Genomic DNA, 23,207 nt, shown 5'->3' with positions numbered 1-23,207 from the left:
TATGGCATCTCAACTTGTAGCAATAAGCAGTACGCTGCTCTATGCAGCTTTCATATTATATCTAGTGGCGATGCTTCCGCTGGCGACGAGCATCAAATCAAGGTCGGACAAGCCTGCCAAAATCGCCATCTCTATGGTGGTCGTCGGGTTCATCCTGCAGCTGTCATATTTCATACTGAGATGGATTGCCCAGGGCCATGCCCCTGTATCGAACATGTATGAATTCATCACCATGTTCGCCATCATGATCATCGCAGGCTACCTGATCACATACTTCTATTTCAAGACCAAATTGTTCGGCCTGTTCGCACTTCCCATATCCATGCTCCTCATGGCCTATGGCAGCATGTTCTCAAGGGAAGTGGAACCGCTCATCCCGGCCCTCCAGAGCAACTGGCTCGCCATCCACGTCATTACAGTGACCCTGGCTTATGGTATACTGTCGATGAGTGCCGTCGCCGGCCTGATCTATCTTCTGAAGGCTGTTCCGGCGGATGAAAAATCCTGGCGCGCACGCTTTTTGGAAGCGGTCATGGCGGGTATAGTAACAGTGCTCGTCTTCATTGTGACGACAATACTCATGCAGAATGTGATCGGATACCAGGACGACTTCCTCTATCAGGATAAGCAGGGGGAGACGCAGGTCGCCGAATATCATCTGCCGAGCCTGGTCAATTTTGAAAATGCCGTGCCCGTGGAACATGCCGGTGACAATAACTATGAAGAGGCGGACCACTTCCACAGTGGAGTGAACCTTCCTCCCATCATCGACTCACAGAAGCTCAACACCGTCATCTGGTCCGTAGTGCTCGGTCTCATCACATATGCAATCATCCGCCTCATCCTGAGGAAGAGGATCATCGCTGTGCTGAAGCCGTGGTCCAACAAGGCTGATCTCGGCCTGATGGATGAAATCGGCTATCGGTCGGTCATCATCGGCTTTCCCATTTTTGCACTTGGCGGCATATTCTTCGCGGCCATCTGGGCACAGATCGCCTGGAGCCGTTTCTGGGGCTGGGATCCGAAGGAAACATGGGCATTCATTACGTTCATGTTCTACACGGTCTTCCTCCACCTCAGGCTCAACAGGGGATATGAAGGTGAAAAGTCTGCATGGCTTGCCATCATCGGCTTCCTGCTCATCCTTTTCAACCTGATTGCCATAAATCTGCTCGTTGCAGGGCTGCATTCCTACGCATAAAACGAAAAGAGGGTCTATATGTCTGAAAGAATTCTCATAGTAGATGATGAAGAACGCATCAGAAAACTGCTGAACATGTACCTCGCACGTGAAGGGTATGAAATCACTGAAGCTGATAATGGGGAGGATGCTCTGGAGCTCGCTCTGGAGCAGAATTTCCACTGCATACTTCTTGACCTCATGATGCCTAAGATGGACGGTATCGAAGTCGCCAAGCGTCTGAGGACCCAAAAATCGACACCAGTCATCATGCTGACGGCCAAAGGCGAGGAGAACAACCGTGTGGAAGGTTTTGAGGTCGGTGCAGACGACTACATCGTCAAGCCCTTCTCCCCAAGGGAGGTTGTGCTGCGCGTCAAGGCGATACTCCGCCGTTCATCGGAAACATCCTTCATAGAGGCGGATTCATCAACCAAGGATGTCATCGTGTACGATCATCTGGTGATCGACAATGATGCCCACAGGGTGCTCGCCGATGACGTCAAAGTGAATCTGACACCGAAGGAATATGAGCTGCTGCTGTTCCTGGCACGGAGCCCGGACAAGGTGTTCGACCGTGAGGAACTGCTCAGGGAAGTTTGGCATTACGACTTCTACGGCGATCTGAGGACCGTCGACACCCATGTGAAGCGCCTCAGGGAGAAACTCAATAAAGTTTCGCCGGAGGCGAGCAATATGATCAACACCGTATGGGGCATCGGCTACAAGTTCGAGGTCAACGAATAATGAATGTCATAAACAGCGTCGTAACAAAACTGTGGTTAACTATCATCCTGATAGTAACGACAGTTTTAATTATATTATCGATCATTTTAAGCCTGTACTTCCGCAACTATGTACTCAATTCGACGGAAACGCTGCTCGAAGAGGAAATCACCCGTGCGGAGGAAATCGTCCTGACGGAGCATGATATCAACGATCTCGATTCCATGCTTCTGCAGGAGGATAATCTGATACTCTACACCGATGGAACGATGATCTCCCACGAGTCCTCCACCGACGAAGCGATATACCAGCGGATCCTCTCGGGCGAGGGCGAAGGGAACACCTTCATCCTTGAAGACATATATGACCATGACTATATGGTCAAAGTGTCGAATTTGAGCGACTACTTCGAGAGCGACACGGCTCTGATCAAATACAGGGACCTTGAAGACATCAATGAATCGATGCGGGCAGTCACCACCATCATCATCGGCAGTGCCCTTGTGCTCTTCCTGATCACCACCTCCTTCGCATTCTTCCTCATCACCAGGATTACGCGGCCGCTGATCAGCCTCAAGAATGCTGCGTTCTCCACAGCGAAGGGCAACTACAATAAGCTGGATGTGAAGAGCCGTGATGAGATAGGGGAACTCACCCTCGCATTCAACAAGATGAATAATGACATCCGCAGCAACATCAGCGAAATCACCCATGAAAGGAACTTGAGGGAGCAGATCTTCACCTATATGAATGAAGGGGTGCTCTATTTCAACAGCGATGTCGAACTGATCTACAGCAACCAGAAGGGCAATGAACTCTATGATCTCATAAGGGTCCATGCTTCGGAATCGGATCGATTTGATGAAAACATCCGGGAGATCGCAGAGCACAGGGAAGCTGCGATCGAACGCATGGAGATGCAGAACCGTCACCTGCAGCTGTCCTATACACCAGTTGAAGAAGGCGATATCGTCTATGGGGTCATCCTGCTGGTGCGGGATGTGACCGAGGAAGTGGATGCGGAGAAACTGCGTTCGGAATTCATTGCGAACGTTTCGCATGAGCTGAAGACCCCGATGGTCATGCTGAGCGGCTACTCCGAAGCACTGCTCGATGACATCGTCACCGAGCCAGAGGAGATAAAGGAAATGATCGGAATCATCAAAGACGAGTCCGACCGGATGAACACCATGGTCAATGAACTGATCACCATCGCCAGGATGGACAGCCGATCAGACTTCTTCAATATCGAAGAAAATGACTTTGGCCAGCTGCTTGATAAGCTCGGCAGCCGGTTCAGACACGAAATGCTGGAGAATGGCATTGATTTTTCCATCGTCAGAGAGGAAGGGGACCTGACCTTCGAATTCGATTTCGACAAAGTGAGCCAGGTGCTTACGAATCTTCTCGACAATGCAATCCGCTACACTTCACAAGGCGATCGCATCACCATCACTGCAGGGGCCTCGGAGCGCAATGTCACCATTGAGGTGGCCGATACGGGCACGGGCATCAGACCGGAGCATCAGCAGCGCATTTTCGAACGCTTCTACAAGGTGGACGAATCCCGGACCCGGGGGCAGCATGGAACTGGTCTCGGCCTGTATATTGTCAAAAGCATCATCCAAAGGCATAATGGAACCATAGATCTCGAAAGCACATTTGGGGAGGGGACTTCCTTCCGTATTACGCTTCCGAAAAAACATACAGAGGAATGACGCATATGAAGAGAAACCGTTTGGAAAGACTGATCATTATAAGCATTTTGGCGGCACTGTCGTTCATACTGATGCTCATCCAGTTCCCGATTCCTTTTATTCCGCCATTCCTTACCGTCGACTTTTCCGATATCCCGGCATTCATAGGGTTCATCCTGTTCGGCGGGGTAGCGGGGTCACTCGTCATCATCATGAAGATTGTGCTGTACGGTCTCCTGATGGCGAGTGAACCGATCGGGCCGCTGGCCAACATGCTTGCTGCATTTTCATTGCTGCTTCCGATCTATTTCATCCACGAAAGGCGCCGGACGAAGAAGTCCCTGATCGTCGGCTTTGCTGCCGGAATCATCGTACTGACTTTAATGATGGCTGTGCTGAACTACTTCGTCCTGCTGCCGATGTATGGCATCATCATCGATCATTCTGATCTTATAGAGAACATCCGTGCTGTGGTCACTGCGGGCATCATCCCATTCAATCTGGTGAAGGGGATCCTTGTCTGTCTCGTGGCGTATCTCGTCTATGTAAAACTGATCCCGAAGCTCAGAAGGTAGAAAAAATCCCTTGGAAATTCAATTTCCAAGGGATTCATCTATATCATTCATATTTTAAGGCATCTCCGTCGAATGGCTGCGATTCGACTTTTATCGAATCGGTCGGGCATCCATCGAATGCATCCTCCATGTCTTCCAGTAGTTCTTCAGGGACGGCCATCGTACCCTGGTTGTCGTCGAGTATGACATATGCTATACCGTCATCGTCATAGTCATATATATCAGGCGCTGCTGCGCCGCAGGCACCACACGCGATACATGTGTCCATGTCGACGATGGTGTATTTCTTTTCACTCACTATCTTCACCTCTCAACCATTTCTTTCTACTTTATTTTACGGCTAATCAAAGGATATTTCAATTATATTCGGCCTGTCGGACTACAATACGACTATAGTCGCACGCCTGAGGTGATACCTCTTTAAAATGAAATGGAAACATACTATAATTATAAAGAACGATACCAGTTTGAGGAGAATGTCTATGAAAGATGATTTTTACAAGGATATAGAACATAAGCGCGCTTCCCAGTCCAAGAAGGAGAAGAGCGGCAAGGATCATCCATCATCCGGGGAGGAATCCCGCAAGCTGAGCCGTGCAGAGCGCCACAGGCCAAAGGAGAAGGATGGTCAGAAGTTGGCCGCCGGCGACCGCTTCAAAGCTTGGAGCGGAAAGTTCTCGAAGCGTCTCAACAAGGAAGACCTTGAAAAGGGAAAGACAATCTTCGCCGGCAAACTTTCCTCCTACAACAAAAGGGTCAAGGATGAAATCAAAGTATCGAAGGAAAAACTCTCCGAACTCAGACCCCGGAAAGATCAGCCTGCTGAAAGTGAAGAGGGCGGCAGGGACAGGCGTCTCGTGCCCGCCATCATCGCAGGTGTACTCATCCTGCCTGTTACAATCATATTGGGCGTCCTCATCATAAGCAATTTCTGGCCTGCAGGCGATGGTACCGGGGGCGTGGCCGACAATGCCTCCGAAGAAACCGAAGAAGCACCTTCCGGAGCAACCGATCAGGAACTCGAAGAGCAGAAGGCCGAGATGGAGCGTGAACTGGCTGAATCCAGGGAGGAGGCTGGACAGGAGGACCTTGGCACCGGTGCCGTGGAAATTGAATTGAGTCCGGATGAAGAGGCTGAGCTTGAAGAGGCGGCCGCCTCAGCCATAGAGGAAAAGCAGTCGGGGGAAACTTCCGACTCCAGTACAAGCATCGTAGAGGAGCCTGAAACCCTCCAGGAGGAAGAAACTGAAGAAGCACCGGAGGAGTCCGGTCAGGAGTCCTCTGAAGCATCCGGGGAACCGGAGGAGGAGACACCTTCAGGCACGGTCCATATCGTGAGGGCCGAGGACAACCTGTACCGTATCGCAATCAGGTATTATGGCAGCGGCAGCTCAGAGAACATCAGAAAGATCCAGGATGCCAACAATGGTGTAGATGCCGATTCACTGACAGTCGGACAGGAACTGGTGATACCAGAATAGAAAGGTGTTAAACATGAAGCATATAGAAACCATCATCATAGGGGCAGGGCCATGCGGCCTCTCTGCAGCCATCGAAATGCAGAATAGGGGGATGGAATACCTCGTAATCGAAAAGGGCAATATCGTCGAGGCCATCTACAACTATCCGACCCACCAGACATTCTTCTCTTCAAGCGAGAAGCTCTCCATAGGGGACTTCCCATTCATCACAGAACAGCATAAGCCGAAAAGGAACCAGGCACTGGTCTATTACCGTGAGGCAGTGAAGCATTTCGACCTGAACATAAATACTTATGAAGAAGTATCATCAGGCCGCAAGACTGGAAACGGATTCATATTGGAAACATCAAAAGGGCGCTACAGCTGCGACCATCTCGTGATTGCCACAGGCTACTACGGGCAGCCGAACCAGCTGAATGTCCCCGGTGAACACAAGGATAAGGTCTTCCACTACTTCAAGGAGGCGCATCCCTTCTTCAACCAGGATGTGCTTGTGGTCGGTGGAAAGAACTCCAGTGTGGATGCTGCGATTGAACTGGAGAAGGCCGGCAGCAATGTTACGGTCGTCTACCGCCAGGGTGCATATTCCAAGAGTGTGAAGCCATGGGTGCTCCCGCAGTTCGACTCCCTCGTCAAACATGACAAGATAGATATGCACTTCAATACTGAAGTCATCGACATCAAAGATGACAGTGTCGTGCTTGAGAAGGAAGGGGAGACGTTCGAGATACCAAACGATTATGTATTTGCCATGATCGGCTATCATCCCGACTATCGTCTGCTGAAGTCGTTCGGAGTACAGCTGAATGAGAACGAATATGGCGTCGCCCCGATGCACGACCGGGAAACGATGGAAACCAACGTGGACGGCCTGTATATTGCAGGTGTGATTGCCGCGGGCAATGATGCCAATACCATATTCATTGAGAATGGCCGGTTCCATGGAGGAGCCATAGCCGAAGATATCTTGAAGAAGAAATGAACGCATGAAGATGCCCCCTGCCTGTTCAGGCAGGGGGCATCTTCTAATGCTGGAAGACTTCCTCCAGAGCCTCCCCGTCGAGCGCGTTGCATAATGCCAGAAGCAGTTTGATCCTTGCCTTCTGGCCATTCAGGCCGTTGGAGAAGATCACTCCCCTGTTTTTGAGGTCATGACCCCCGCCTTCGTAATCATAATAGCTGCCGACGATGCCATTGAAGGAGCGTGAAACGAGCACGGTGCTGATCCCTGCATCGAGTACCTTCTGCAGCCCGCCGAGGGCGCTTGGCGGGAGGTTCCCCTGTCCCAGTGCCTCGATCACGAGTCCATCGTATCCGTTCTCGACCAGCGCCTCGAAGAAGGTTCCATCGAGATCTGCATGGGCTTTGATCAGCCCCACTTTCCTCGTGGAATCAGCACGGTCGAACTGGTCCTGGATGCGCACCTGATGGTGATAGTGGATGTCATCCTTCGTCAGGATGCCGATCGGTCCATGGTTCGGGCTCTGGAAGGTTGCTATATTCGAAGTATGTGTCTTGGTGACGTTCCTTGCCGTATGTATTTCGTCGTTGAAGACGACCAGGACGCCTCTTGAAGCTGACTGCTCATCCATTGCCGCACGCAGGCTGGACAGGTAGTTGTACATGCCGTCGGAGCCGATTTCATTGAATGACCGCATCGCCCCTGTAATCACCACAGGCTGAGGGATATCGAGTGTCAGGTCGAGGAAATAGGCAGTCTCCTCAAGCGTGTCCGTGCCATGGGTGATGACGAAGCCGTCATATCGCGCAGCCTCCCGGCGGATGATGTCCCTGATTTCGATCATATCGTCCAGGGTCATATGAGGAGAGGGCTTCTTCACAGGGTAGGTCTCCTCCAGATGGATGCCGAGATCCTCTGCACGGTCTATCTTCACCGGATTATCTTCTCCTGAAGTGATCAGCCCTTCTTCTGAGGACATGCTGATCGTCCCCCCTGTATGAATCGCCAAAATTTTCTTATGCATATGACTTCCTCCTAAACGAATCTATAAAACTATGATAAGATAAACGGGAACAATGAACAAGGCGGGTTTATATGAAAAAGAAAATCAATATTGCAATTGATGGTCCTGCTGCAGCAGGCAAGAGTACGATTTCCAGGCGTGTGGCCAAAAGGATGGCCTACATATATATCGATACCGGTGCAATGTACCGGGCGGTCACACTCCATGCCATCAGGAACGGAAGGGGCGTCATCGACCAGCTGGATGATCTCGATATCCGTTTTGGTGCAGACGGCACATCCATCTATCTGAATGGTGAAGATGTATCAGCGGACATACGCAGCCAGGAAGTGACGAACAATGTAAGTGAAATTTCAAGCCTTGCTGAAGTGAGGCAATACCTCGTCTCCATGCAGCGGAAAATCGCCGAAGACAAAGGCGTGGTTATGGATGGCAGGGACATCGGCACCACGGTGCTGCCGGAGGCGGAACTCAAGGTCTACATGAAAGCGTCGCCTGAAATAAGGGCAAAGCGCAGGCTGAAGGAGGAGAAGGAGCGGGGTACCGACATCGATCTCGAAACGTTGACCGACCAGATCATCCGTCGCGACGACCTGGATATGAACAGGGAAATCTCCCCGCTTGTGAAAGCGCATGACGCTGTGCTGCTCGACACGAGCCACATGAGCATCCCCGAAGTCGAGGAAAAGATCATCAGAATGGCTGAAGACCTGTTGAGGGAGGATTAGAGATGTTTTACAGCACAATTAAAGCAATGGTCAAAAGATTCTATCACGCAAGATACAAAATCAGGGTGATCGGCGAGGACAGGATCCCTTCCGAAGGGCCTGTAATAATTTGCAGCAACCACATTTCCGAGCTGGATCCGCCCCTCGTCGCGATCAGCGTAAAGAGGGAGATGGCATTCTTTGCGAAGTCCGAGCTCTTCAGGATACCAATCCTCGGCTTCCTGATCAGCCGCCTGAACGCTTTTCCTGTGGAACGCGGGAAGGGGGACAGGGCGGCATTGAAGAAATCCGTCGAAGTGCTGAAGGAAGGAAACATGCTGCTCATATTTCCGGAAGGCAGCCGGAACAGATCCGGCACATTGAAGGAGCTTCAGCAGGGAGCAGGCTTCATGGCAGTGAAATCCGGAGCAAAGGTGGTACCCGCGGCAATTAAAGGCAACTATGATAGGAAAAAAGGTGTTACAATAGTATTTGGCAAACCTATTGATACTGCCGCACTTGTGGCAGAGGGCAGAAACCGCAAGGAAATAACGGAAAGAATCAGGGAAGGCATCAACAATCTTCTTATTTCCGCATAATTACTTGACAAATCAATATATTTGTAAGAACTTAGATATATACACTTTTTAGTAATGTAATTGGAGGCAGGCATATGACGACAGAAAATATTTTGAACGAAGAGAACAACGAAGAGAACAACGGGGAACAGGTGAACGAGGAAGTGAACACTTCCGAAGAGGCGGAATCAAATACTTCTAGCGAATTTGAAATCGGTGATACCGTAAGGGGCACCGTCTACAAGATAGAAGACAAATTTGTAAAAGCGCACATTGAAGATTCCGATTTTGAAGGTATCGTTCCAATCAGCCAACTCACCAACAAAAGGATCGAACGTCCTGAAGAGATTGTTTCTGAAGAAGATACAATCGAAGGTGTAGTCATCAAAGTCGAAAATGAAGAAGACCGCAAGAACGTCATCTTCTCCATCAGGAAGCTTGATGAAACCAACGCCTATGACACTCTGCAGTCCGCGAAGGATAACGACGAGACGATCACAGGTACAGTGATGGAAGTTGTAAAAGCAGGACTCGTAGTGGATGTGGGCGTCAGAGGATTCATTCCTGCTTCACTCCTGTCCGATGCGTACATCGAAGACCTCGACCAGTTTGAAGGACAGGAACTGGAAGTCAAGGTTGAAGACATCGAACCTGAAAAGAACCGCGTCATCCTCAACCGTAAACGCATCGTCGAAGCTGAAAAGGCGGAAGAGCGCAAGAAGCAGCTTGAAAACCTTGAAGCAGGCAGCATCGTTGAAGGTGAAGTTGTCCGCATCACTACTTTCGGCGCCTTCATCAACCTCGGTGAAGTCGATGGACTCGCTCACATCTCAGAGCTTGACTACAGCAGGGTCGAAAAAGTTGAAGATGCAGTGAACATCGGAGACAAGGTACAGGTTAAGATTCTCGATGTCGATCCTGAACAGGAACGCATCAGCCTTTCACTCAAACAGGCACAGGAAAGTCCTTTCAGTACATTCGTGAATGAACATTCAGAAGGCGATGTCCTTGAAGGCACGGTGAAAAGACTTGTGGACTTCGGTGCATTCGTCGAAGTGACACCAGGTGTCGAAGGGCTTGTACACGTATCCGAAATCAGCCACGAGCATGTTGCGACACCATCCGACGTGCTGAAAGAAGGACAGACTGTTACAGTGAAGATCCTCTCACTCAACGAGGACTCCGAAAAGGTATCCCTCTCCATCAAGGAAACTACCGAAAGACCATCCAGGGAAGAGCAGGCTAAAGTCTACCGGGATGATTCAGATGACGAAGGTCCGACACTCGGAGATGTATTCGGTGACCGTTTCAGGGATCTCGATATCTAGAACGACTTCAAATCAATAGGTTATGCAAATGATTAAAGAGCGATAGTATCGCTCTTTATTTTATTTTTGTGTTAAAATAACCTTAAATATAGGAGGTAGGATATGTACAAACCAACAATAGCCGTAGTAGGGAGACCGAATGTCGGCAAGTCCACTTTATTCAATCGCATCATCGGTGAAAGAAAAGCGATTGTTGAAGATACGCCGGGTGTCACACGGGATCGGCTCTATGCTTCGGGGGACTGGCTCAATCACGAATTCAATGTCATCGACACAGGTGGGATAGAAATAAAGGATGAGCCGTTTCAGGAACAGATAAAAATGCAGGCTGAAATCGCAATACTGGAAGCGGATGTCATCCTGATGATCACCAATGGCAGGGAAGGGGTTACAGAGGATGACCTTTTTGTTGCCCGGATTCTGCAGAAGTCCAAAAAACCGGTAGTGCTTGCTGTAAATAAGATCGACAATTTTGAAATGCGCAATGAAATATATGAATTCTATAATCTCGGCCTCGGGGATCCCTTCCCGGTATCCGGCTCCCACGGCCTCGGTCTCGGCGATGTGCTCGACCAGGCTGTTGAACACTTCAAATCCCTTGAGGAGGAAGTGGAAGCGGATGATTCGATCAGGGTATCGCTGATCGGCCGGCCGAATGTCGGAAAATCAAGTCTCGTCAATGCCATCCTTGGTGAAGAGCGGGTCATCGTATCGGATATCGCGGGTACAACACGGGACGCCATCGATACGGAATACTTCTATGATGATGAGCATTACACACTTGTCGACACCGCGGGCATGAGGAAACGGGGCAAAGTGTATGAAGCCACCGAAAAATATTCAGTACTGCGCGCAAACCGTGCGATTGAGCGGTCCGATGTCGTCCTAGTCGTCCTGAATGGTGAAGAGGGGATCATCGAACAGGACAAGCGGATTGCCGGCCTTGCCCATGAAGCCGGGCGTGCGGTGATAATCGTAGTGAACAAATGGGATGCTGTAGAAAAAGATGATAAGACGATGAAGAAGTTCGAGGATAAGATAAGAAGGGAATTCCAGTTCCTCGACTATGCCCCCATCACCTTCGTCTCCGCATTGAACAAGTCGCGTCTTGCGACACTCTTCCCACTGATCAAACTGGCGAACGACTCCCATAAGAAGCGTGTCCAGTCCAGCACATTGAACGAAGTCCTCGTGGACAGCGTGAGCATGAACCCGACACCTACTGACAAGGGGCGCAGGCTCAACATCTTCTATGGTACTCAAGTCAGTGTGGCGCCGCCGACATTCGTATTATTCGTCAACGATGTCGACCTGATGCACTTCAGCTACCGTAGATATCTGGAGAACCAGATGAGGAAAGCCTTTGATTTCACTGGCACACCAATACACATCCTTAGCAGGAAAAGGAATTAGGAGGGGGGAGTCCTTATGAAAATTACAGTGGTCGGAACCGGGAGCTTCGGTACGAGCCTGGCGATGGTGCTTGTCGACAATAATCATGACGTGCGCATCTATGGCAGAAATGAAGATGTAGTCAAGGAGATCAATGAGAAGCATACTAACAACAGATATTTGAAGGATGTGACCCTTCCTGACAGCATCAGAGCGATATCCAACCTCGAAGAAGGGGTCAGCCATGCCGAAATCCTGGTACTTGCCGTGCCAGTCAAAGCGGTAAGGAGTGTGACGAAGGACATCAATGCACTTTTGAAGCGCCTTCATAAGAAAGTGCTGATCGTCCACGTCGCAAAGGGGCTGGAACTCGACACACATCTGAGGGTTTCCGAGGTCATTGCTGAAGAGACGACCGAGGATACCGTGCAGGACATCTGTGTCCTCAGCGGCCCGAGTCACGCCGAAGAGGTTGCGAAAAGATCTCCAACGACGGTAAGCACAGCTTCGCTCAAGCCTGAAAGTGCAAAAATCATACAGGATGTCTTCATGAACAAGTATTTCCGCGTCTATCATAACGATGATATGATCGGTGTGGAAATCGGCGGTGCATTGAAGAATATCATCGCGTTGGCCATCGGCCTCCTGCACGGCCTGGATTTCGGAGATAATGCAAAGGCGGCGATCATTACGCGCGGCCTTCAGGAGATTGCACGCCTTGGTACACGCATGGGCGCCAACCCGCTCACATTCCTCGGACTTACAGGAATGGGGGACCTCATCGTCACTGCAACAAGCATGCATTCCAGGAACTACCGCTGCGGCATCATGCTTGCAGAGGGCAGGACCATAGAAGAAGCACAGCAGGAGATGGGCATGGTGGTCGAAGGCGTCAACACCACGCGTGCGGCATATGAGCTTGCAGCGCAATATGATGTTGAGATGCCGATTACGAAAGTGCTCTACCAGTATCTTTTCGAAGACATCAGTGAAGAAGAGGCATTCTATGCCCTGATGATGCGTGAAAAGACTGGGGAAACCGATGAACTGAAGGAAGTTCTGGAGAAACAATATAAAGATTGGACTAGAGAGTGATAAGATGTTTGATATATCGAGAATGGATTTAATGTGGATATCGTTCTATTCATTGGGGGCAATGGCCCTTGCTGCCGTACTCATCTATGTGGCACGGTACAAGATATCATCCAGGATCATCAGTATCATCGTGTCAATGGTCGCCTGGGCGCTCCTCATCATTGCATTCCTGCTGATGATTCCTGTACTGGGGGGCAGCAGCCATGCGTAGATTCAGATTGATCCTCGCCGCCATTGCAGGCAGCATCCTGATGTCGGGCTGCCTGTACCCCGAGTCGGAACAGGTTCAGAACCAGATGCCTGAAGATATGCAGATAGAGATGGTGCAGAATGCAGTGGACCAGTTCCGGGAAGATTCCGATGGCCTGCTGCCGATAGAGACGAAAGAGGGGCAGCGGGAGTACCTGGAGTACCAGATCGACTTTGAAAGGCTCGTGCCGGCCTACCTTGATGAACGGCCGGAGAGTGCCTACGAGGCAGGGGGACATTACCAGTACGTCATCATAGATGCTGAAGATGACCCGAAGGTGAAGATTGCAGACTTGAATATTACAGAAGAAGTCAGATCACTGAACATCCGCCTCAAGGCGATGGGCGAACATGTCGAATTGGACGACCCGATCGGGCCGAATGTATACCCTCTGGATCTCAGCTTCTACAACCTGGATGAGAACCCGACTGTTTCAAGCCCCTACACAGGTGCTTCCCTGAATGTATACTACAATGGGGGAGAGCAATTCATCGTCGACTACCGTGAAGATATTGCCAGGATCATCAACGAGAACGACCTGTCATTCGAAACAGGGGATGATGTGCGCCATGTCCTCTATGAATATACACCGGTCGTCCCCCTCTATTCACCGGAGATCACAGTCAATGATGAAAACGAGCCCATTTTCATGACGAACCGCCACAAAAGCGATTAATACGGCTTTTTTTGGCTGTGAAACGGTGAAATCCGTTGCAGTGCAACATCCACTGTGTTAAAGTCAAAACATAATGATAATCATGGTTATCATTATAGTCATATAAGGAGGTGGATCTGATGAACAAAACAGATTTGATCAATGCTGTCAGTGACCAAGCTGACCTCACGAAAAAAGAAGCAGGTGCTGCTGTCGATGCAGTATTTGACACTATTCAGGAATCATTGAAAAATGGTGAAAAAGTACAACTGATTGGTTTCGGTAACTTCGAGGTACGTGAACGTTCAGCAAGAAAAGGACGTAATCCACAATCTGGAGAAGAAATTGAAATTGCAGCATCAAAAGTCCCTGCATTCAAAGCAGGCAAAGCACTTAAAGATGCGGTAAAATAATTGATTACTTTAGGCCTAACGTCATGGTTAGGTCTATTAATTTATAAGGTGATATTTGTCATGAATGCTCTAAGGAAAGAAATAGAATCCGATCTGGGTACCAATTCATGGATCCTCGAACTAAATGATGATCCTTTTTTTGAGTTTTTTTCAAATAGGGAATTTATCCTACACAGTCCCCATGTGAACCAGGCGGTTCTGCTGTTCAACACTGCCCTCAACTTTCTGGACGACATTCCGGAGGATGACAGGAGGGAACTGCATGTGCTGGCAGGAGATTACCTGTTCAGCAAGTTCTATATGATTTTGGCTGAACATGAAGAATACAGGGTACTGCAGGATATGATGGATATATCAAAGGCACTGAGTTCAAAGAAGTCCGAATTGGCCATGTCTGATGACATCCCGCACCCGGAAGAGCTGAAGAGGCTTCTATATGGGCCTATCCTCTATCTCATCTCCAATGAATACATAGACAGACGTTTGAACGATGTCATAGACAGGCAGTTGGAGCAATTGGATATCACTTCGCTTCCATACATAAACCAAAAGCAAAGGTGAGTTGAATGGATAAAGAGAAAAAAGTTCAAAACATATTTAATTCTATTTCCACTGATTACGACCTGATGAACAATATCATCAGCTTCAACCAGCACAATCTATGGCGGAACAGGACTATGAAGGAAATGTTTGTCAAAGATGACCATGACATACTGGATGTATGCTGCGGCACTGGAGACTGGACGATACAGCTGGCCGAGGAAGCACCGGAAGCTGAAGTCGTCGGCCTCGACTTCAGTGAAAAAATGCTGGAAGTTGCAGCTGAAAAGACGTCGGGACATCCCAACATAGAACTGATCCAGGGAAATGCCATGGCCCTCCCATTCGACGATGGTTCTTTCGATTATGTGACGATCGGCTTCGGTCTCAGGAACCTCCCGGATTATGGCAGTGCAGTAGAGGAGTTCTATAGAGTATTGAAACCGGGCGGCACGCTCGTAATCCTGGAAACTTCCACCCCGGAAAATCAGCTGATCAGCAGAGGATTCGACTTCTATTTCGGCAAGATCATGCCGACCCTCGGAGGCATCATTGCAGACAGTGCCAAGGAATACGAATGGCTGTATGAATCGACAAGTGCATTCCTGTCCAAGGACGCGCTCAAACTCATGATGAAAAAGAGCGGATTCATCAATCTTAAGGTCATCCCCCATACTCTCGGCACCGCCGCCACCCATATCGGATACAAGCCGCTTGGACGGGTGGGTCGCCATTGAAGACGGTCAAGCAGTATCTCGCTTCAGACTTCGAGGCGGTCACGGGTCTCATAAAGGAGCACCTCGACCCGAATGAAGTGCTCGTCAATGAGAAGAGCTATGAACTTTTCATTGCAGGGGGCAAGAAGATCCGGCCCACCTTCACCCTGCTTGTCGGAAAGCTCGGTGAAGATGACAAGTTCCCCGATGTATTGAGGGCAAGTGCAAGCCTTGAACTTATACATATGTCAAGCCTTGTACATGACGACATCATCGACAACAGTGAACTGCGTCGGGGCAAATCGACGGTATACTATGAACATGGATATCTCCAGGCGGTCAATACCGGAAACTACCTTCTTTCGACATCCCTTTCGCTGGTGAGCACGATAGAACACCATGGACTCCACGAATCCTTTTCAAAAGCGATCCGGGAGATCATCGACGGTGAGCTGTTCCAGCTCGACCATCAGTTCAATGCGCACCAGACCATGGATGACTACTACAGGAAGATATACAGGAAGACGGCATTGCTGATCGAGCTCAGCATCAAGATGGGTGCCTATGCATCAAACGTCGATCAGAAGACGCTCGATGTCCTGTTGGATTACGGCTATCACATCGGCATGAGCTTCCAGATCGTCGATGACTGCCTGGATTTCATCGGCAACGAAGAGACACTCGGCAAACCCAAGTTTTCCGATTTGGAAAATGGACACTATACGCTGCCGGTGCTGATTCTGAGGGACGAAGATCCGGATTTCAGAAGGCAGCTGGAATCATTTGACGGCGGGAAGGCGCAGCTCGATGGTCTGATCGATGCGCTGCTCCATTCCGATGCAATCGACCAGGCAATCGCAGTCAGCAACTCCCATATCAGGAAAGCTCTGGAAGCCATTGAAGGGATTGAAGAGCCGATAAGGGCCTATCTGCAGGAAATTGCAGAAAAACTTTCAAATCGCCTGAATTAAATTGAAAAATCAAAAATAATAATGTTAGAATGATATGGACTGGATTTCAACTAAAGGAGAATACAAAATGGAAAAAACATTTCTAATGATCAAACCGGACGGTGTCCAAAGAAACCTGGTAGGCACAATCGTGTCACGCCTTGAAGATAAAGGGTTCAAATTGGCGGGCGCCAAACTGATGCAGGTTTCAGAAGACCTGGCCAAAACACATTATCAGGAGCATGAGGACAAGCCTTTCTTCGGTGAACTTGTGGACTTCATCACTTCAGGTCCTGTCTTTGCCATGGTACTTGAAGGGGAGAATGTAATCGACACTGCACGTCTTGTCGTCGGTTCCACAAACCCTCAGCAGGCGGCTCCAGGAACCATCCGTGGAGACTTCGGACTTACTGTAGGCAAGAACATCATTCATGGTTCAGACTCCCCAGAGAGTGCAGAGCGTGAAATTTCACTTTTCTTCGATGACAGTGAAATCCTTGACTACAACTTGTCCAACAGTGCCTGGATCTACTAGGGAAATCGAATAGCAGAAGCTGGGTAAAGCACTCAGCTTTTTTTAATATCCACAAATAAGAGGAGGCTATACAAATGAGATTTATGACAGCGGGCGAATCACATGGACCGAAATTGTCGGCTATAGTGGAGGGGTTCCCGGCGAACCTTCCGATTGATAAGGAAAGGATGACTTCAGAGCTCATAAAGAGGCAGGGCGGCTACGGCAGGGGACGCCGCATGCAGATCGAAAAGGATACTTTCCAATTCGGCAGCGGCATCAGACACGGCAAGACGCTCGGCAGTCCGATCATGATCGAAATCACAAATGATGACTTCAAGCACTGGAGCAAGATCATGGGCAGTGAGCCGTTGACTCCGGAAGAAGAGGAGTCCATGAAGAGGGTCATCACAAAACCTCGTCCGGGCCACGCCGATCTCGTCGGCGGAATGAAGTACAATATGCGCGACCTCCGCAACATACTTGAGCGCTCATCAGCACGGGAGACTGCCTCAAGGGTAGCGGTTGGTGCATTGTGCAAGGAACTGCTGCATGCCCTCGATATACGCATGTTCAGCCGTGTCAATCAGATCGGCACCGTCAAGGACGAAGGAGACTACAGCATCGAGGAGCGTGCCACACGTCCGGATGACTCCTCCGTGCGGATGGTTTCCGAAGAAAAGACGAAGGAAGCCGAACAGCTCATAGACGAGACGAAGAAAAAGGGCGATTCCATCGGTGGTATAGTGGAAGTCATCGTTGAAAATCCAATCCCAGGACTCGGCAGCTACGTGCACTACGACCGCAAGCTCGATTCCAAGATCGCAGCCAGCATCGTCAGCATCAATGCCTTCAAAGGCGTGGAATTCGGCATCGGCTTCATGGCAGGTGAAACACCAGGTTCGCAGGTACAGGATGAAATCCTCTACAGCGAGGACCGGGGTTACTACAGACGCACCAACAATCTCGGCGGGTTCGAAGGCGGCATGACAACCGGCATGCCTGTTGTGGTCAAAGCTGTCATGAAACCCATCCCTACATTGTATAAGCCGCTCTTCAGCGTGGACATCAACACCAAGGAACCATTCAAGGCGACGATCGAGCGCAGTGATGCATGTGCAGTACCTGCAGCCTCCGTCGTATGTGAACATATGGTGGCCATCGAGATGGCTAGGGCCATCCTCGAAAAATTCCCCCATGATGATTTCAATGAGCTGGAAGAAGCAGTTTCCAAATACAAGACCCGAGTGAGTGAGTACTAGGATGGAAATACGGACGAGTTATGCTGCAGACAACTACACGATCCACGTGGATCACGGCATACTGGAAAGCCGGCTCGCCGATTATTCAGCGGATTACGATGCCGTCCACTTCCTTGTGGACCGCAATGTATATCAACTGTATAAGGACAGCGTGCTGTCTTTCATCGACAGTCCCATCATATTGGAAGGCGGCGAGGCATCGAAATCTTTCGATGCCTTCAAGCATATTACAGAGTCCCTGCTCGAAAGGGGCATCCAGAGGCATCACCTGATTGTCGTGGTCGGCGGTGGTGCAGCAGGTGATGCTGGCGGTTTTGCGGCAGCGACGGTACTGCGCGGCGTGGATTACATCCAGGTACCCACCACACTGCTTGCACATGACTCTTCAATCGGAGGCAAGACTGCCATCAACAGTACGCACGGCAAGAATCTGATCGGCGTATTCTACAGGCCGAAAGCGGTCATCTATGACCTCAGCCTCCTTGAGACGCTTCCGCAGGACGAAGTGCTCAGCGGCTTCGGTGAAGTGTTCAAGCATGCCCTCCTGAAAGACGAGGAGACCGTACGGGACCTGATGGCTGAAACACGTGGGGAGATTACCCTTGACGCCATGAAGCCATTCATCATCAGCGGCATAGAAACCAAGATGCATCATGTCCTGAATGATGAAAAGGAGTCGGGGATCAGAAAATACCTTAATCTTGGACACACTCTCGGCCATGCCATAGAATATAGATATAAAATGCCTCATGGCATCGCAGTCGTACTCGGACTCTATTTCACGATGTTCCTCTCAAACGAGGTGGAAGGGCGGAAAATATTCGACCTTGACCATTTCAGACAGTATTTCATCCATCATGGCTATCCGATCCAGAAATTGAAGTCCATCGATGAGGATGAAATGATGTCATTGATGGGAAGGGACAAGAAGAACCAGAGCCGTGCAGCGACCGGTTTTGTATTGATGAAATCCATCGGCCAGTGCCATTTCATTGAAATAGAAAACACCGAACTCAAAAAATATCTTTCTTATCTAAAGGAGAGCTTATGAAGTCTTTAATGAACAGCAAATTCAACGGCACTTTAAAAGTCCCGGGAGACAAGTCAATCACCCACAGGGCCCTCATGTTCGGCGCACTTGCTGCAGGGACGACCCGCATCCATTATCCGCTGCCGAGCGAGGATACCCACCGCACCCTTGAATGCATGCGCGCCCTTGGTGCAGAGGTGGAACAGAAACAGGAGGAATGGGTCGTCACTTCACCGGGCGCCGCACAGCTTCACGCCCCTGCGAAGACTTTGTATACCGGCAACTCCGGGACGACGACCCGTCTGCTCACCGGGCTGATCGCCGGGCTCGGCCTCGCTGCCGAGATGGAGGGGGATGAGTCGATCGCCAAGCGTCCGATGGACCGCATCCAGCGGCCACTCACTGAAATGGGCGCAGACATTTCGCTGAAGGATGAAAAATATCCGCCCATCATCATCAGGCCGGCCAGGCTTTCCCCAATCAGCTATACGATGCCGATGGCAAGCGCCCAGGTGAAGAGTGCCATTCTGCTCGCCGCCCTCTATACGGAAGGGACGACCGTCATCCATGAACCATCCCCTTCACGGAATCATACTGAAATCATGCTTGAACAGTTCGGGGCGGACATTTCTGCAGAAGACGGCGTAATCAGGCTCAAGGGCGGCAATGCGTTGTCCGCTTCCGATGTTACGGTTCCCGGAGACATCTCGTCGGCAGCATTTCCCATCGTACTTGCTGTGCTGAAGCCCGGTTCGAGCATCACTGTTGAAAATGTCTCCCTCAACAGCACACGTTCCGGCATCCTTGATGTACTCGAAATGATGGGTGCCGATGTGAGGGTCGAACAGACATCCAGTGAAGGTGAGGCAATAGGAACGGTCCATGCCTCCCATACGCCAAACCTCAAAGGATTCGATATCTCCGGCGACATCATCCCTCGCCTCATCGATGAGATCCCGATCATTGCACTGCTTGCCGCCTACAGTACCGAAGCGTGTACTGTCAGGGATGCGGACGAACTGAGATATAAGGAAACGGACCGGATCCGGGCCGTCATCGACGAGCTTTCAAAGTTCAGAATCAGCTTTACGGAGTATGATGATGGCTTCACCGTACATCCGGGCCAAGTCTCCATAGAGGAAAATACGCCGGTAAAAGGGTATAATGACCATCGCATCATAATGATGCTGATCATTTCCTCCATCATCAGTGACACACCGATAGAAATCGATGATGTTTCTGCCATTGACATATCCTATCCAGGATTTATGGAGGATCTGGAAAAGTTAAGGAAGGAAGCATAATATGCAGGACCAGATATATGAAGTTATTGATCAACTGAAAAAAGGGGAGTACCCTGAAAGGAAACTCGATGAGGTGCTCGGCAACATCAGCCAGCTCGTTGATGAGATGGATCTTGAAGCACTCTTCATCCTCGGGGACACGCTGATCGCGTCAGGTCTCCACAAGCCTGCTGAGACGATCTTCTCGCATCTCCACAGTAATACCGGACATGACGACGAGGTGCTTGCCTACCTGGTGGATATACTGATTACAGATGGCCGCCTGGATGAAGCATTGAGCCTGGTGAATGAAGCCGACAAGACGCCGGCTGTCCTTATGCTGAAGGCGGAAATCTTCCAGCAGCTCAACATGAGCGATGTCGCTGTAAGGTCGCTGCTGGAAGCGAAGGCGCTGAGTGATGATCCGATACTGGATTTCGCCCTTGCAGAAATCTATTATGAGGATGGTGAATTCCCGGATGCCATCCGGCATTACGAAATGCTCATCAGCAATGGCTTCCAGGAAGTGAACGGTGTGGAACTGAATCTGCGCCTCGCCGAACTCCACATGAATCAGCTCGACCTTGAAAATGCACAGATGTACTTCGAGGCTGCAGACGATAAATACTATTCCAACGACGACTACTACAGGAAGGCGCTTCTCGAGTATCAACTGCAGTCTTACGAATCCGCCAAGAACCTCCTCAGACAGGTGATAGAGAATGAACCCTACTACGTCAATGCCTACATCCTGCTCATGAACGTCCACGAGACCGAACATGATCTTGATGCAGCCATAGAACTGATCGGGGACTACATCAAAGAAGACGACACGGAGCCTCTCTTCTTCTTCCACCTCGGCAGACTCCACTTCCGTAACGCGGAGGAGGAGAAGGCGCTTGATAGCTTCGACAGGGCGATTTCCCTGGATCAGGATTATGATGACGCCTACCTGATGCTTTTCGAGACGCTGCTGAAGACTGGACGCACTACGGAAGTCGGTGCATACACATCACACCTCGACACCCATGCGCTCTCCGGGGAAAGCCTCTATCTTCTGGCAAAGATCCAGCAGGAGAATGAAAATGATGCCGATGCGCTGTCCCTGTACCAGGAGGCATCGAAGCTGATCGGGGAATCCATCGAGTTCTATACGGACTACTATGAGTACTTGACGGAAATCCGGCATCCTTCAAGAAAGGATGTACTGGATAAACTCATCATTATGGAACCTGACAATGTGGATTGGCAGTTCGAGAAGGAGCGTTTTGATGATGAACATGACCAAATATAGGAAAGATTTCATTGACTATATACTATACAATTATGAATTCGATGACCGGGTGGCGGTGTGGATACTGAACTTCATCAAGTCCCACCCGACGGTGTCCAGAAATGTCGTCTTTCGAGACGAGGGCACCGTCGACAGGAAGCTGCGCATCTCCGACAGCGGGAGCGCCAGTCCCACACTCCTTTTCGAAAAGGGGAATACGGTCACTGTTGATGGTGAAGTCATCTTCCATGAGCTGAACATGAACCAGGAGCATACACTGTTCCTGCATTTCAACCTCAGCCGGCATGATGCACGCTACCAGAAGATGAAGTCACTTGAAACGGACATGGACAGTACGCTGGAGAAGATGGGGCAGGAAGCCGTCATAAGGCAGATAGATGAAGCGCTCGATGCGAAAGACCATAAGCGCTTCATCAGACTGACCGAATACCTCAATCAGATAAAATAAGTAGAAAAGGTGAGAGCATGCTCTACAATCATCAGGACCTGAAAGTATTGAAGGATGAAATCGAATTTGTCGATACTGCAGTGATCCCCTTTGCCAGTGCAGATATGGATGACGGGGCAAAGTCGAATGCCAGTGATATGGAAATGATCCAGACGGTGACGATACAGTTGGAGAAGCAGCTGAAGGGACGTCTCTTCATCACTCCTGCAGTAATGACCGTGGAGCAGATCACATCTGTCCTGGAGTCATATATAGAACAGCTGAAGTCCTACGGCTTCAAGAAGATCATCGTTCTGACCCATCATGACCTGGAACTGGAAGATGCACATTTCATCGTTCTGAACAGGATTCCACTGGAGGACATGAGCCTCGAAATGAAGATGAGCCTCATCAACGATGAAGTCAAGGATGTCATGAAAAGAATCATTGCAATATGGAACCTCAAGTAATGGGTGTTTTTACACCATTATGCTATCCGTCACTCCCAAAAGTTGTGATAGCTTATTGACCGGTTTCATCTAATAGGCTAAAATTGAAATGTCCTAGTTATATTAATATATGTAAAAGAACGCGCGTTTGAGGGGGGAAATATGAATGTCGCAAAAAGTAACAAGACGCCAATTCCTGAACTATTCCTTGATGGGAGTAGGATCTTTCATGGCGGCTGGTGTTATATTGCCAATGGGAAGATTCGCACTGGATCCGCTGTTCCAGGAGGAAGCATCGGGCTCCATGATCACTACAAGTGTATCAGCCGATGATATTACGGAAGAGCCTGTGAAAGTGGACTTTTCCTATGAACAGCAGGATGGCTGGTATGTGAGTGAAGTCACTGATTTCGTCTGGGTATACCGTGACGGAGAGGATATCATCGCTCTGTCTCCAGTATGTAAGCACCTCGGATGTACGGTGACCTGGGCAGGTGACGAGGCGAATCCGAACCGTTTCTTCTGTCCATGCCACAATGGTCTCTATGAGAAGAATGGTAAGAACGTACCAGGTACACCTCCAAGAGGACCATTGGATCAGTATGAAGTCGGCGTGTCCGATGGTTACATCACTATTGGCGAAATGAAAGCCAATGAACTCGTAAATTAGTATAGGAGGG

27 protein-coding genes are annotated in these 23,207 nt (G+C 49.8%); 25 read left to right on the top strand and 2 right to left on the bottom strand.

The window, feature by feature from the left end:
* The first annotated feature begins 1 nt into the window (after position 1).
* From ccsB to EDC33_RS01810, 4 genes are read left to right on the top strand one after another with little or no spacing between them, the layout of a single operon-like run.
* Positions 2-1,201 carry a c-type cytochrome biogenesis protein CcsB gene (gene ccsB / locus EDC33_RS01825; RefSeq protein WP_124009999.1) on the top strand — a complete coding sequence of 400 codons (1,200 nt, stop codon included), beginning with the start codon at positions 2-4 and terminating at the stop codon, positions 1,199-1,201.
* Between the two features lie 18 nt (positions 1,202-1,219).
* On the top strand, positions 1,220-1,927 hold the full coding sequence (locus tag EDC33_RS01820; protein ID WP_040104706.1) for a response regulator transcription factor: 708 nt from the start codon (positions 1,220-1,222) through the stop codon (positions 1,925-1,927).
* The gene (locus EDC33_RS01815) at positions 1,927-3,624 is read left to right on the top strand and encodes a HAMP domain-containing sensor histidine kinase (protein ID WP_124009998.1); all 1,698 of its coding nucleotides are present in this window, start codon (positions 1,927-1,929) and stop codon (positions 3,622-3,624) included. Before EDC33_RS01820 ends, EDC33_RS01815 begins: the two co-directional genes overlap by 1 nt.
* A gap of 5 nt (positions 3,625-3,629) precedes the next feature.
* Positions 3,630-4,178 (top strand): ECF transporter S component, encoded by a 549-nt coding sequence (locus EDC33_RS01810; RefSeq protein WP_094905556.1) that lies wholly within the window; start codon positions 3,630-3,632, stop codon positions 4,176-4,178.
* Between the two features lie 43 nt (positions 4,179-4,221).
* On the opposite strand, the gene EDC33_RS01805 is transcribed toward EDC33_RS01810, so the two are convergent.
* Complete coding sequence (locus tag EDC33_RS01805) at positions 4,222-4,446, bottom strand: 4Fe-4S domain-containing protein (protein WP_040104831.1); 225 nt, start codon at positions 4,444-4,446, stop codon at positions 4,222-4,224.
* 214 nt (positions 4,447-4,660) lie between these two features.
* On the opposite strand from EDC33_RS01805, the gene EDC33_RS01800 reads away from it, so the two are divergent.
* Positions 4,661-5,659, top strand: coding sequence for a LysM peptidoglycan-binding domain-containing protein (locus tag EDC33_RS01800; RefSeq protein ID WP_170156335.1), 999 nt, complete (start codon positions 4,661-4,663; stop codon positions 5,657-5,659).
* A 13-nt stretch (positions 5,660-5,672) separates the two neighbouring features.
* The gene (locus EDC33_RS01795; RefSeq protein ID WP_124009996.1) at positions 5,673-6,641 is read left to right on the top strand and encodes a YpdA family putative bacillithiol disulfide reductase; all 969 of its coding nucleotides are present in this window, start codon (positions 5,673-5,675) and stop codon (positions 6,639-6,641) included.
* A 43-nt stretch (positions 6,642-6,684) separates the two neighbouring features.
* On the opposite strand, the gene EDC33_RS01790 is transcribed toward EDC33_RS01795, so the two are convergent.
* Entirely contained in the window at positions 6,685-7,644 is a 960-nt protein-coding gene (locus tag EDC33_RS01790; RefSeq protein ID WP_094905553.1) for an asparaginase, read from the bottom strand.
* A 71-nt stretch (positions 7,645-7,715) separates the two neighbouring features.
* Between EDC33_RS01790 and cmk the strand changes: the two genes are divergently transcribed.
* The 19 genes from cmk (at position 7,716) to EDC33_RS01695 (ending at position 23,197) form a co-directional block, all read left to right on the top strand.
* A complete protein-coding gene (gene cmk / locus EDC33_RS01785) occupies positions 7,716-8,372 on the top strand; it encodes a (d)CMP kinase (RefSeq protein WP_124009995.1) in 657 nt (218 codons plus the stop codon).
* Between the two features lie 2 nt (positions 8,373-8,374).
* A complete protein-coding gene (locus EDC33_RS01780) occupies positions 8,375-8,950 on the top strand; it encodes a lysophospholipid acyltransferase family protein (protein ID WP_124009994.1) in 576 nt (191 codons plus the stop codon).
* 74 nt (positions 8,951-9,024) lie between these two features.
* Complete coding sequence (gene rpsA / locus EDC33_RS01775; RefSeq protein WP_124009993.1) at positions 9,025-10,257, top strand: 30S ribosomal protein S1; 1,233 nt, start codon at positions 9,025-9,027, stop codon at positions 10,255-10,257.
* Between the two features lie 102 nt (positions 10,258-10,359).
* On the top strand, positions 10,360-11,670 hold the full coding sequence (der, locus tag EDC33_RS01770) for a ribosome biogenesis GTPase Der (RefSeq protein ID WP_040104714.1): 1,311 nt from the start codon (positions 10,360-10,362) through the stop codon (positions 11,668-11,670).
* Between the two features lie 15 nt (positions 11,671-11,685).
* Entirely contained in the window at positions 11,686-12,744 is a 1,059-nt protein-coding gene (locus EDC33_RS01765) for an NAD(P)H-dependent glycerol-3-phosphate dehydrogenase (RefSeq protein WP_094905548.1), read from the top strand.
* Positions 12,745-12,766: 22 nt separating this feature from the next.
* Complete coding sequence (locus tag EDC33_RS01760; protein ID WP_228310220.1) at positions 12,767-12,955, top strand: DUF2768 family protein; 189 nt, start codon at positions 12,767-12,769, stop codon at positions 12,953-12,955.
* Positions 12,948-13,670 (top strand): hypothetical protein, encoded by a 723-nt coding sequence (locus EDC33_RS01755; RefSeq protein ID WP_094905547.1) that lies wholly within the window; start codon positions 12,948-12,950, stop codon positions 13,668-13,670. Before EDC33_RS01760 ends, EDC33_RS01755 begins: the two co-directional genes overlap by 8 nt.
* Before the next feature lie 119 nt (positions 13,671-13,789).
* Positions 13,790-14,062, top strand: a complete 273-nt coding sequence (locus EDC33_RS01750; protein WP_031544853.1) for an HU family DNA-binding protein — start codon at positions 13,790-13,792, stop codon at positions 14,060-14,062.
* Between the two features lie 183 nt (positions 14,063-14,245).
* Complete coding sequence (locus tag EDC33_RS01745) at positions 14,246-14,623, top strand: hypothetical protein (protein WP_229716660.1); 378 nt, start codon at positions 14,246-14,248, stop codon at positions 14,621-14,623.
* 5 nt (positions 14,624-14,628) lie between these two features.
* Positions 14,629-15,339, top strand: a complete 711-nt coding sequence (locus EDC33_RS01740; protein WP_094905545.1) for a demethylmenaquinone methyltransferase — start codon at positions 14,629-14,631, stop codon at positions 15,337-15,339.
* Positions 15,336-16,289 carry a polyprenyl synthetase family protein gene (locus EDC33_RS01735; RefSeq protein WP_124009992.1) on the top strand — a complete coding sequence of 318 codons (954 nt, stop codon included), beginning with the start codon at positions 15,336-15,338 and terminating at the stop codon, positions 16,287-16,289. The genes EDC33_RS01740 and EDC33_RS01735 overlap by 4 nt, the downstream gene beginning before the upstream one ends.
* Before the next feature lie 67 nt (positions 16,290-16,356).
* The gene (gene ndk, locus EDC33_RS01730) at positions 16,357-16,803 is read left to right on the top strand and encodes a nucleoside-diphosphate kinase (protein WP_040104720.1); all 447 of its coding nucleotides are present in this window, start codon (positions 16,357-16,359) and stop codon (positions 16,801-16,803) included.
* Positions 16,804-16,877: 74 nt separating this feature from the next.
* Positions 16,878-18,044 carry a chorismate synthase gene (aroC, locus tag EDC33_RS01725; RefSeq protein WP_040104721.1) on the top strand — a complete coding sequence of 389 codons (1,167 nt, stop codon included), beginning with the start codon at positions 16,878-16,880 and terminating at the stop codon, positions 18,042-18,044.
* A 1-nt stretch (position 18,045) separates the two neighbouring features.
* Positions 18,046-19,095: a 3-dehydroquinate synthase gene (gene aroB / locus EDC33_RS01720; protein ID WP_124009991.1), complete on the top strand. Its 1,050-nt coding sequence runs from the start codon at positions 18,046-18,048 to the stop codon at positions 19,093-19,095.
* On the top strand, positions 19,092-20,378 hold the full coding sequence (gene aroA / locus EDC33_RS01715) for a 3-phosphoshikimate 1-carboxyvinyltransferase (RefSeq protein ID WP_124009990.1): 1,287 nt from the start codon (positions 19,092-19,094) through the stop codon (positions 20,376-20,378). Before aroB ends, aroA begins: the two co-directional genes overlap by 4 nt.
* A gap of 1 nt (position 20,379) precedes the next feature.
* Positions 20,380-21,651 carry a tetratricopeptide repeat protein gene (locus EDC33_RS01710; RefSeq protein ID WP_124009989.1) on the top strand — a complete coding sequence of 424 codons (1,272 nt, stop codon included), beginning with the start codon at positions 20,380-20,382 and terminating at the stop codon, positions 21,649-21,651.
* The gene (locus EDC33_RS01705; RefSeq protein WP_229716661.1) at positions 21,629-22,099 is read left to right on the top strand and encodes a YpiB family protein; all 471 of its coding nucleotides are present in this window, start codon (positions 21,629-21,631) and stop codon (positions 22,097-22,099) included. The genes EDC33_RS01710 and EDC33_RS01705 overlap by 23 nt, the downstream gene beginning before the upstream one ends.
* A gap of 17 nt (positions 22,100-22,116) precedes the next feature.
* Positions 22,117-22,548 carry a DUF2487 family protein gene (locus EDC33_RS01700; RefSeq protein ID WP_124009988.1) on the top strand — a complete coding sequence of 144 codons (432 nt, stop codon included), beginning with the start codon at positions 22,117-22,119 and terminating at the stop codon, positions 22,546-22,548.
* 145 nt (positions 22,549-22,693) lie between these two features.
* Positions 22,694-23,197 (top strand): QcrA and Rieske domain-containing protein, encoded by a 504-nt coding sequence (locus tag EDC33_RS01695; RefSeq protein WP_040104726.1) that lies wholly within the window; start codon positions 22,694-22,696, stop codon positions 23,195-23,197.
* Positions 23,198-23,207: the final 10 nt, after the last annotated feature.

This window comes from Salinicoccus roseus (genome assembly GCF_003814515.1).
GTDB lineage: Bacteria > Bacillota > Bacilli > Staphylococcales > Salinicoccaceae > Salinicoccus > Salinicoccus roseus.
The sequence above is the reverse complement of the archived record's forward strand: the minus strand, read 5'-3'. Positions and strand labels throughout refer to the sequence as shown.